Genomic DNA, 11,782 nt, shown 5'->3' with positions numbered 1-11,782 from the left:
TTTTAAATTTTTTGAAAAATCTTTCTTAGTGATTAGAATATAGTTATTATCACTAAGTTAGTGGAATGATACTAGGGCTTATGAAAAATGATTTGCGGGTAGCAGTTGCCCAATTAAATCCTATTGTTGGCGATATTGAAGGGAATTTTTCTCTTGCGGTAATGGCGTATCAAAAAGCTAAAGAAGAGGGAGCTGATCTAGTTTTATTTTCTGAGCTTTTTATCAGTGCTTATCCACCGGAAGACCTTGTTCTTAAGCCTGCTTTTACAAGATCATGTGAAAATGTTGCTAAAAAATTAGCAAAGATAACAGAAAATGGTCCAGGAATTATAATTGGCATTCCGCTAAGGCATAATGATAACATTTATAATGGTGCTATGCTTCTTGGTGAGGGACGGATAATTGCTGAAAGTTTGAAGTTTGATTTACCTAATTATGCTGAATTTGATGAAAAACGTGTATTTTCTCCTGGTTCATATCCTGTACCTATTATTTATCGTGGAGTAAGGATAGGAATAGCAATTTGTGAAGATATTTGGAATAATTCCTTTATTTGTGCGGATCTTAGCAATAAGGGTGCTGAGATTATTCTTATTCTTAATGGTTCTCCTTATTATCGTAATAAGACACTAAAACGTATCGAGATAGTTCGTAAACATGCTCTTCAGTCTGGTGTACCAATTATTTATGCCAATCAAATTGGTGGTCAGGATGAATTAGTTTTTGACGGTGGGTCTTTTGCGTTAAATGGACAAGGAAGAATAGTGTGTCAAATGAAACATTTTGAAAGTCATATTTCTGTTATCCATTGGCAAAGAAGATCTACTGGGTGGCAGTGTATTTCTGGTCCGAATGAAAATCTTCTAGATGGATTAGCTGCTGATTATCAAGCTTGTGTTTTAGGTTTAAGGGATTACGTAAATAAAAATTGCTTTAAGGACGTTGTTCTTGGACTTTCTGGAGGGATTGATTCAGCTCTTTGTGCGGCAATAGCAGTTGATGCTCTCGGTTCTGAAAGAGTTCGTTCTGTAATGATGCCTTATCATTATACTTCACAAGATTCATTGAACGATGCTAAAGATTGTGCGAATCTTTTGGGATGCTGTTATGAAGTGATACCAATTGTGCAACCTGTTGAGGTTTTTTTGAATACAATGGAACCAATTTTTCTAGGATTGCCATCTGATGTTACGGAAGAAAATCTTCAAAGTCGTATACGTGGGATTATTTTAATGGCTATTTCGAATAAATTTGGTTCAATGGTGGTAACAACAGGAAATAAATCAGAAATGGCTGTTGGATATGCGACACTTTATGGTGATATGAATGGAGGATTCAATCCAATTAAAGATATTTATAAAATGCAGGTTTATGAATTAGCTAAGTGGCGCAATAAAAATTATTTACAAAATTTTTTAGGGCCAAAAGGAGTTGTGATTCCACCTAACATTATTGTGAAATCACCTTCTGCAGAGCTTCGGGAAAATCAAAAAGATCAAGATTCTCTTCCTCCTTATCCTATTTTAGATGATATCTTACAATCTCTTGTAGAAAATGACATGAGTATTAGTGATATTGTGAAACGTGGGCATTTACAGGAAACTGTTGAAAAAATTGAACATCTTCTTTATTTAGCTGAATATAAAAGACAACAGTCCGCGCCTGGTGTTAAAATAAGTTGTAAGAATTTTGGACGCGGTCGTCGTTATCCCATAGTCAATCATTTTCGTGATAAAAGTTGAGCATTATTTATGATAAAGGTTCGTTTTGCCCCATCACCAACAGGCTATATTCATGTTGGTAATACCCGTATCGCTTTGTTCAACTGGCTGTATGCTCAGGCAAATAATGGAATGTTTATTTTGCGCTATGATGATACAGATGTTGGACGTTCTAAACAGGAATATGTTGATGGCATTATGGTTGATTTGGAATGGCTTGGTATCAAACCAGATGAAATTTATCATCAATCTAAACGTGTGGACAGATATCATAAGGTTGCAGAAACTTTAAAACAAAGAGGTCTTCTGTATCCTTGTTATGAAACAGCAGAGGAATTAGAGCGACGTCGCAAAATTCAGCTGTTGCGCAAAAGACCTCCTATTTATGATCGTAAAGCATTAAAGTTGACGCCAAAAGATAAAGAAATCTTGGAATCTCAAGGACGTAAGCCTCATTGGCGTTTTCTTCTTCCTAATTTTAATATTGATCCGTTTCAAACCAAAAGAACAGAAATTTATTGGGAAGATATTGTGAAAGGAAAGCAGACAATTGATTTGTCTTCTCTTTCAGACCCCGTTTTAATCCGTGAAGATGGAAGCTATCTTTATACATTACCTTCTGTAATTGATGATATAGATATGGGAATAACACACATTATTCGTGGAGATGATCACATTACCAACACAGGTATGCAAATTGCTCTTTTTAAAGCTATTGGCGCAAAATCACCAACTTTTGCTCATATTAATTTATTATCGACAGTTTTAGGAAAAGGTTTTTCAAAACGCAATGACGACCTTTCCATTCGTTCTTTGCGTGAGGATGGATTTGAATCTATTGCTGTTCAGTGTCTTTCTGTTTTGATAGGAACTTCAAAAAATGTACAGCCCTATCCCAGTCAAAAAGTTCTTTTAGAGAATTTTAGTCTCGAGGATACATCAAGATCAGTTGCGAAATTTGATATCGTAGATCTTTTTTCTTTAAATAGTCAGCTTGTCCGTGAATTAACCTATGATGACGTAAAAATACGGCTTAAGAATCTTTCTATTTATGGAGAGAAAGCAGAATATTTTTGGAATACTGTAAGAGAAAATATCGAGAAAGTTAGTGATTCTGTTTTGTGGTGGAAAATTATTCATGATAATAGTATCACGAATGCCGTTGCACTTGAAGATCGTGAGTTTGTTCTTCACTCTGTTGATTTTTTTCCTGAGGGCATATTGAATGATGACAGTTGGAAGGTTTGGACAACAGCGTTAAAAGAAAAAACGGGTCGTAAAGGTAAATCCTTGTTTATGCCATTACGCCAAGCGTTGACAGGAATGAATCACGGTCCTGAAATGGGAAAAATTTTACAGCTATTAGGGCGTGATAAGATAATAGAAAGATTAACCATTCAAGGGAAATAAGAGCTGTGATATGGGTATTTTATCAGTTTTTAATGATAATACAAAAAGGAAAAATTTTTAATTCAAGTGCGGATCTTTGTTAACATAAACGCTGGGATATCATCCCCGAATCCAATAGGAGTATGATTTTTATTTTTCTGAGAATGATGTCGTTCAGATGGGTTTTGTTTGTTATTTGCAGTCTTAATACAGTTTGCCTTGTTATGTTTTAAAGATTTTTTAGTTTGTACAGAGCACTTTTTTTGTGTAGTTTTCTTCGATAATTCTGTATCATTTTCGTGATCGCTTGTTGTTAAAGTAGATAAGTCTCCATTAAACCACTCAATTTTTTCATTACTCATTTCTTCAATGGCATTAATATATTTTTGGTCGTCTTTTGTGACAATCGTAAACGCTTTTCCGCTACGGTTTGCACGTCCTGTACGGCCAATTCTATGAATATAGTCTTCAGCATGTATAGGAACGTCATAATTGAATACATGACTTACATTTGGGATATCAAGGCCACGTGCAGCAACATCAGAAGCAACAAGAAGTGTGAGTTTATTATCTTTAAAATCGGCTAATGTACTCATACGAGAATATTGATCCATATCCCCATGAAGTGCGCCTACATTAAAATTGTGTCTGATAAGTGATTTAAAAAGCTGAGAAATATCTTTTTTTCTATTACAGAATATAATAGCATTTTTCAGTTTATCGCCTTCACTGTGAATAAGTTCTCGTAAAACAGATCTTTTATCCCATGCTTTTTCGCCAGATTTAACAAGCCATTGTGTAATTGTTGTAGCTGTTGAAGATGCTTTTGTAACTTCTACAGATACGGGTGAATGTAAAAATTGCTTTGTCAATTCTATGATTTCTGGTGCCATTGTTGCAGAAAAGAACAAAGTTTGGCGTGTAAAAGGAGTTAGTTTACAGATGCGTTCAATATCAGGGATAAAGCCCATATCCAACATACGATCAGCTTCATCAATAACAAGGATTTCAACACCCATAAGGAGTAACTTACCACGATCAAAATGATCAAGAAGACGGCCTGGTGTTGCTATAAGAACATCGGCACCTCGTTCAAGTTTACGATCTTGGTGTTCAAAAGAAACACCACCAATTAAAAGTGCGACATTTAAACGATGATTTATTCCATATTTATCAAAACTTTTTTCGACTTGAGCCGCAAGTTCTCTCGTTGGTTCTAATATAAGAGTACGAGGCATTCGTGCCCTAGCACGACCATTCTCAAGTAGTGTGAGCATAGGTAAAACAAAAGAGGCAGTTTTTCCTGTTCCTGTTTGAGCGATCCCTAGGACATCTTTTTTTTGGAGCACATGAGGAATTGTTCCACTTTGAATAGGAGTTGGTACTGTATATCCAGCTGATTTTATTGCTTTAATAACTTTTATGGAAAGACCTAAGTCATTGAAACTTTTTAAAGGTGATGTCATTTTCTTTATCAATTGCTTTGCAATTTTAGTCTAGTGGTTTGAATTATTAGTAAATTAAGCATTCTACACTGTTAAGAATGGTTAAGGTGCATTTACAAAAAAGTCAACTATAATGGTTAGAAACACGTAGAAAGCATACAATCATTAATAACGAAATTGTTCTGATAAAATGCGTTCATCCCATGAATGGTCAGAGTCAAAAAGGATGGAAGCCGTTACTTCAGTAGCTGATGAAATGGTAACTGAATGTACAGACTTTACCTCAACATTATCTGCTGCTGCATTTACGGGACGTTTACTAGGTTCAAGCATATCAAAACGTACTGTTGCTGTATTGGGGAGCAATGCTCCATGCCAACGTCGAGGGCGAAATGGACTAACAGGGGTTAGTGCCATGAGAGGAGCCATAAGGGGTAAAATAGATCCTTGTGCTGATAGATTATATGCAGTAGATCCTGCTGGTGTAGCAACGAGGATACCATCGCAACTCAATTGTTCCATGCGCACGTTGTCATCAATACTGATGCGAATTTTAGCTGCTTGATAAGATTGACGAAATAAAGATACTTCATTGATTGCAAGTGCTTCAACATATTTTTTACATTCAGTTTCTGCTATCATACGTAAGGGATGGATTTGTTTTTTATGTGCAACAGCAATGCGGGTTGGTAAATTTTTTTCATGAAATTCATTCATGAGGAATCCTACAGAACCTTGGTTCATACCATAAATAGGTTTTCCAATATTCATAACATTTCGTACTGTTTGTAGCATTGTTCCATCGCCACCAATGGCAACAACAACATCGGTTTCTGAGAGAGATGAATGACCATAAATGGAAATTAGTTTATTAGTGGCTTTTACGGCTTCTTCGGTTTCTGCAGAAACGAAATGAAAGCGTTTTGGTAATTTAGTCATTAAAAATTATCCTGATATTACTGATAACTTAAATTTTGTATCTTACTTTTTCAAAATTTTGAAGTTGTATACAAGGACTCTTTTTGTAAAAGAGGAATTTTGTATAAAAAGTAATCTGCTTTAAGACTTAAGATTAGACAGGATTTGTAGGGTAACAAAAAAATTGTGTAAACTGCGCGTGTATTGTATGGCTACGCATTTTTTTACGTTTTTCTAGCATGTTAATTCTTCATTGCAGATATGAGCATAATAAGTTAAAAGACTGAAGCTGGTTTATTAATTATCTTTAAGGCACCCGTAGCTCAGTTGGATAGAGCGCTGCCCTCCGAAGGCAGAGGTCACAGATTCGAATTCTGTCGGGTGCACCATAGTGCATTAAATTAATCAATATATCGGTTATTTTTTGCTTTAGGTATTAGGATAGTGTACAAGTATGCTACTGTTAGTTAGGAGGTACGGATAGTGCCTGGAATTGATATGATGCTATTTTAAAGTATGTTGTAAGTAGGTTTGTTGTTACACAATCCATTTGTTATCCCATATGTAATGTAGTGCGTAAAACTGAGTTGATACACTGTATTTCTTATTATTATCCTTTCGATTGTAGACTTGTATAAGGTGTTGAGCAACAATAAATCCTATACGGTTGTTGTGGTACGTTTTGCGGATATGATACTTCTATCTTGTGTGATGACAAGTTTTTATTCATGATCAGGAAGATAGATCTGGCTTATTCAGACTCCTCTGTAATCCATAAAGATACAAGCAATAGGTCTTTATCGATAAAAAAACGTTGTAAAAAATGTAATGTGCTTGGATATTAAGTTCTTATACACATCAAATATTTTTTCTCTTTGTAATAAGTTGATGATAATGTGATGAGTGTGGGAAATATTTTCATGAATCATATTATTTTAGGCTATCTTTTTATGATGCTTGCTCCTATGGATTTTTTTTGCTAAGCACGACAACTGTTAGGTTTCATTGCTGTGAAGGTATTTGGAAAGTATCGTCATGGTAGATTTTTTGTTATCAATAGCTCTTTAAATTGAGAAGGCGAAAAGGTACGATTTTTAAATTGGAATCGGTATCCATTGTATCGTAACCAAAGATAAGTTTCTGTATGTTAGTCGCTCTTGTAGTTTACTCTTTTATGAAATTGAAGCAACAAAAATTCAAAATCTTTCATGTGTGTTAGAGTTTTTTTTGCGTTCCAATCAGTTTAGATACTTATTGGTTTATAGATTTTGCTTTTATGGCAGTTATGGTAGTGTTTTAAAGAAAGAAAGAAATGGCAATAAATGAACTTAAACGGGGTATGAACAAGCGCCAAGTTGTCTTTTTAGCTCTCGGTTCTGCTATTGGAACAGGACTTTTTTATGGATCTGCGCAAGCAATTAAGCTTGCTGGTCCAAGCGTCTTGATCGCTTATTGCATTTCTGGTTGGGCTATTTTCATGGTTATGCGAGCTCTTGGCGAGATGATTATTCATAATCCTCTACCAGGTTCTTTCGCTCGTTATGCAACAAATTACATATCACCATTGGCTGGTTTTTTAACAGGATGGACATATGTTTTTGAGATGATCCTCGTTGGTTTGGCCGATATTACCGCTTTTGCAACTTATATGGGATTTTGGTATCCTGATGTCGCACCTTGGATATGGGCACTTAGTATTACTCTTATCATTACTGGTGTTAATTTGTCCGCAGTAAAAGTATATGGTGAATTGGAGTTTTGGCTGTCTTCTATAAAAATTATTGCTATCATTACTATGATCATCTTAGGAATAGTAATAATTGTATGGGGTTGGAATACAAGTACTTCTTTTTCTCATGTTAGCATTCATAATTTATGGAAAAATGGTGGCATTTTTCCCAATGGTTTGTTTGGATTTTTAGCTTGCTTTAGTGTTGTTGTCTTTGCTTTTGGTGGCATAGAAATCATAGGGATGGCAGTAATGGAAGTACAGGATCCTCATCAAACTATCTCAAAGGCAATTAATTCTACTCCTATCCGTATTTTGCTATTTTATATCATGACATTAGCCATTTTAATGTCACTTTATCCTTGGAATGAGATTGTCCTTACGGATAGTCCTTTCGTGTCAATTTTTGAAAGCCTTGGAATTTCATCAGCAGCTAATATTTTAAATGTTGTTGTCGTTACAGCAGCTATTTCTGCAATGAACAGTGCAATGTATGGTGCTTGTCGTATGATACATGGGCTATCCCAAGAAGGTTATGCGTTAAAGAAGTTTCAATATTTATCAAAGAATGGTATACCAATTTTTGTAATTTTATTAATTTTAGGTATTTTTCTTTTAGGTGTTATCCTTAATTATTTTTATCATGATCGGCTTTTTTTTCTTATTGCAGCAATGGCAACATTTGCGACAGTTTTTGTTTGGGTAATGATTATTCTGTCACAAATTTTTATGCGAGTTAAAATGCCTGAAGATGTGCGGCGTGAATTAAAATTTCCAGCTCCATTTTGGCCAATAGGATCGGTTTTTTCTCTTTTGTTTATGGTCTTTATTTTTGCTTTGTTATGGTTTTTTGATGATACACGGCCAGTTTTAATTATAGGTGTTATTTGGATTATTTGGCTTGTAATATGTTTTTATCTGCTTAGATTTTATAATTCAAAAAAACGACAAGATGTGTTAAAGTGAAAACTAAGTATTAATTCAATAATAAGTACAAGTATTAGTTATTTTGTAGTAGAATTATGTTATAGAATCATGTCTTTAAATTTTGGATTAATTTTTCAGATATGTGTTGTTTTATTTGTACTACAAATAACTAAATAAATTGCTTTGTAATTTATTTAGTTCATAAACAAAATTCCTAAACATTGAAAAATAGAATATGTCTTAGCTATTAGATAAGATGATAAGATCTGTGCTCTATGTTTTTATTATGATTATTAAAAGTATTGATTTGAGTCTGTACGTATGATCATCTATTATTTACTTTTTTATATATAATGGACAGATCATTCTCGCTCGGTAAGTATAGTTCTTAATAAAATAATTTTTCTTTGTGAGATTACAAAAATATTATACAAAAAAACTAAATAATTTATTTTATAGATGGTATAAAAATAAGCATGAATGCCATCATCAATTGATTTATGTTCGTAAATAATTGTGATATATTATATCATAGCAAGATCACTTTATAGTTTTTTGGCTTTTTTTATGCTGATTTTGGGATGCTTTACCTTTAAAAATTTTATTCTATTTCTAAAAAATATAAACAGGGATAATTTTTATTTGTAATAAAAAACAATGGTGGGTGTGATAGGGATTGAACCTATGACCCCTACGATGTCAACGTAGTGCTCTCCCACTGAGCTACACACCCATCCTAATGATGCTGCATACACCATATACAACTACAAACGTCAATGCTTAATTTCATTTTTCATATAATCAAGCATAGTATAATTTAAAAAATTGCTATTTCTAAGCAGCTATAAGCATTTTTTCGACCTCGTTAACTAGTTCTCGTAAATGAAACGGCTTAGAAAGAATTTTTGCATCAGGAGGGGTATCACTACTTGAATTTAATGCAACTGCTGCAAATCCTGTAATGAACATCACTCGTAAATCGGGATCAATTTCGGTGGCACGTCGCGCTAATTCAATCCCATCCATTTCTGGCATTACGATATCGGTGAGTAGAAGAGAAAATGGCTCTTCTTGTAAACGCTCATATGCACTAGCTCCGTTATCGAAATCTTTAACTTCATAGCCTGCACGTTCTAATGCTTTCGCTAAAAAGCGACGCATATCGTTATCATCTTCTGCGAGCAAGATTCGTTTCATATTTATGTTCCAATTGCACCATTTATTAGAGTCTTTTCCATATTGGTTTATACAATATAGAGTATTTATAAAAAAAGAGATAAAATGTTCATAATTGTAATGAATGGCGAAATAGTTAATTATTAGGTATTTATCAAAAATATCAAATACTAATTTTGAATCTGTTAAATTTCTAATATAGTGATATTTGAAAGGGGAGGCTGTCTATAAATAGTTTTAGTTTGCTTTATTTCATATTTTGTTTCCAGTGTGTTTGATTCTCTTAAAAATAGCCTTCTTGTAACCAGAGGAACATAAAAAATGCTTTATTATAGTAGAAATATGGTTTGCTGGTGTTTGAAGCTCCTTCATCGTCCTCTAACTACGAATCAGTACTAGTATGTGCTGTATGCTATTTATTATGATTAAATTTTTGCAAAACAATGGATATTAATTCTCTTTATCTGCTATAGTTTTCCTTTATCGTTTGTATATCTTTGCAGGTATTAGAGAAGGATTTTTATTTAGATAGCTATATTATGTCGTTGAAGTTTTTTTTATAAATTGAGATTGTGCATCTTATAAATTATTTGAGTTGATTGACACTGCAGGCAAGCGGTTAGTTTTAATATTACATAAGTTGTTGCAGAGCCCTGAAATAATGCGCATTCCTACTGTAAAATTTAAATAAGTTCTTCATGGTATGATAAAATTATTGTCTTATTACAAAATATTACGCTGTGGGCTTGTCATTGGAAATGAATACGTCAAATGCAGCCCAAAATTGTTTTTTGTGGTGCTCTTTGTGCATGATTGTATCAAGTGCAGCACCTATAATTGTGATACTATCTGTTAGGTGTGTATGCTGGCATAATTTTCGCACTTCGATATTGTTTACAATGTTGTTCTTATCGGCAAGAATGAATAGTGTAGGGATTTGTAACTGTCCGTTAGTTATATTTTTCTTCATGACATCAATAGTATTGAGTATTGATGCCATCCATTGGTATGTCGGGGAGGGATTAAAGATACTGGAAGAAAAAGATGTTTTATCAGTGGGGTAAAATTTCGTATTTTTTTGTTTTAATTTTTTTTCGCCTTTAATTGGTAAAAAACCAAGACCTATATCGGAAAAAAACTGTGTTAATTTATGTTGAAAGCTATTTGTTTTATAACCGAATGGAGCAAAAAGAGGAGAAACGCAGAGCATTCTACTGAACTTATGGTTAATAAGACTCACTCCGCTAAGCGCTATCAATCCTCCTATATCATAGGCTAGTATATAGTAAGGAGGCGGGCAATTATTATAAACTATATTTTTAAGAAATTTATCTAATTTATTAATATTATTATTAATATCGAAATAATTATGTTTGTTCTGTTTTATTGTATTAAGTTGTGATTTTTCGTGATCAAACCAGTCAAATATTGCTGTATAAAAACCGCGTTTAGAAATTTCATTCATTGGTAAAAAATATTTTTCTATAGCACTTGTATAGCTTTCAAGAATAACGACTGTTCCCTTGTATTTTGTTACATCAGGGTGCGTTATCGTAAAACGAATTTTGCGATCAATACCTATTTTTAAGTATCCATTATGAATGTTGGGAGAGGAAGAATCTCTGTTTTGTAAATGATAAATAGGTATTTCCAATTTGTATCCTTAAATATAGCGTATCTTTACGATTTAGTGCGTGAGAAAGTGAAAAAAAGACTTGGATAGATGTAATGATGGTGAAGGGTTAAAAAATGGTTATATTGCTTTTATGTATTTTAAAGAATTACAGCACAAAAGAGTTGAAATAGGGAAGAACGATTACCAAATAAAAAATGCGGTCGCCACGATGGGGCTGCTGGTTCACAGGCAAGTTTGCCATTTGGGAACTTTGTGAGTCAATGATAGTCGCTCTAAAGGAGGGCAATGTTATGCGTCAAGTAGATTTTTCACCATTTTATCGTTCAACGGTAGGTTTTGATCATCTTTTGAACTGGTTTGATTCTAGAACACAGCCGGATGATGTTTCTTCTTATCCCCCATATAATATTGAGCGTTTGACCGAGGATTCTTATAGGATTTCTATGGCTGTTGCTGGTTTTTCTCGGGATGAAATAGATATTGAAACGCATTGCAATCAGCTGATTATTAAGGGTGAGAGAATGCCTGAAAATGACGATGAAAAACGAGAGTTTCTTTATCGAGGTATTGCTTCGCGTGCTTTTGAACGGCGGTTTCATTTGGCAGATCATGTTAAAGTTACTGGAGCAGAACTCAGTGATGGTCTTCTTCATATTCAGCTTAAAAGAGAAATGCCAGCTGAATTAAAACCCAAAAAGATAGCTGTACAAGTGTCACCATATACTGTAGGAAACGATAGCGGTAATGGTGTGGGCGAAACTCGCTTAGAATCTGAAAAAAATAAATAATTACAATTCATTATATTATTAAATAGAGAAATAACGCGAGATAGAAATTTCGC

Annotated in this window: 8 protein-coding genes and 2 tRNA genes; 5 read left to right on the top strand and 5 right to left on the bottom strand. The window is 33.8% G+C overall.

Annotation, left to right across the window (positions count from 1 at the left end; genetic code table 11):
- The first annotated feature begins 80 nt into the window (after positions 1 to 80).
- Positions 81 to 1,742, top strand: a complete 1,662-nt coding sequence (locus tag V3565_RS00725; RefSeq protein WP_455478433.1) for an NAD+ synthase — start codon at positions 81 to 83, stop codon at positions 1,740 to 1,742.
- A 9-nt stretch (positions 1,743 to 1,751) separates the two neighbouring features.
- Complete coding sequence (gene gltX, locus V3565_RS00720) at positions 1,752 to 3,131, top strand: glutamate--tRNA ligase (protein WP_455478432.1); 1,380 nt, start codon at positions 1,752 to 1,754, stop codon at positions 3,129 to 3,131.
- Positions 3,132 to 3,193: 62 nt separating this feature from the next.
- On the opposite strand, the gene V3565_RS00715 is transcribed toward gltX, so the two are convergent.
- Both V3565_RS00715 and V3565_RS00710 read right to left on the bottom strand, forming a co-directional pair.
- Positions 3,194 to 4,576, bottom strand: a complete 1,383-nt coding sequence (locus V3565_RS00715; RefSeq protein WP_455478431.1) for a DEAD/DEAH box helicase — start codon at positions 4,574 to 4,576, stop codon at positions 3,194 to 3,196.
- Positions 4,577 to 4,720: 144 nt separating this feature from the next.
- On the bottom strand, positions 4,721 to 5,494 hold the full coding sequence (locus V3565_RS00710; RefSeq protein WP_455478430.1) for an NAD kinase: 774 nt from the start codon (positions 5,492 to 5,494) through the stop codon (positions 4,721 to 4,723).
- 291 nt (positions 5,495 to 5,785) lie between these two features.
- Here V3565_RS00710 and V3565_RS00705 point away from each other — a divergent pair.
- Positions 5,786 to 5,862 (top strand) — tRNA-Arg (locus V3565_RS00705).
- Between the two features lie 923 nt (positions 5,863 to 6,785).
- The gene (locus V3565_RS00700; RefSeq protein ID WP_455478429.1) at positions 6,786 to 8,168 is read left to right on the top strand and encodes an amino acid permease; all 1,383 of its coding nucleotides are present in this window, start codon (positions 6,786 to 6,788) and stop codon (positions 8,166 to 8,168) included.
- 619 nt (positions 8,169 to 8,787) lie between these two features.
- Here the strand turns inward: V3565_RS00700 and V3565_RS00695 are convergent.
- The 3 genes from V3565_RS00695 to V3565_RS00685 form a co-directional block, all read right to left on the bottom strand.
- Positions 8,788 to 8,862, bottom strand: a tRNA-Val gene (locus tag V3565_RS00695).
- 101 nt (positions 8,863 to 8,963) lie between these two features.
- The gene (cpdR, locus tag V3565_RS00690) at positions 8,964 to 9,326 is read right to left on the bottom strand and encodes a cell cycle two-component system response regulator CpdR (RefSeq protein WP_455478428.1); all 363 of its coding nucleotides are present in this window, start codon (positions 9,324 to 9,326) and stop codon (positions 8,964 to 8,966) included.
- A 712-nt stretch (positions 9,327 to 10,038) separates the two neighbouring features.
- Positions 10,039 to 10,959, bottom strand: coding sequence for a serine aminopeptidase domain-containing protein (locus V3565_RS00685; protein WP_455478427.1), 921 nt, complete (start codon positions 10,957 to 10,959; stop codon positions 10,039 to 10,041).
- Between the two features lie 272 nt (positions 10,960 to 11,231).
- Between V3565_RS00685 and V3565_RS00680 the strand changes: the two genes are divergently transcribed.
- Positions 11,232 to 11,729 carry an Hsp20 family protein gene (locus V3565_RS00680; RefSeq protein WP_455478426.1) on the top strand — a complete coding sequence of 166 codons (498 nt, stop codon included), beginning with the start codon at positions 11,232 to 11,234 and terminating at the stop codon, positions 11,727 to 11,729.
- The last annotated feature ends 53 nt before the right edge of the window (positions 11,730 to 11,782 follow it).

It is taken from the genome of Bartonella sp. B10 (genome assembly GCF_053794435.1).
The sequence above is the reverse complement of the archived record's forward strand: the minus strand, read 5'-3'. Positions and strand labels throughout refer to the sequence as shown.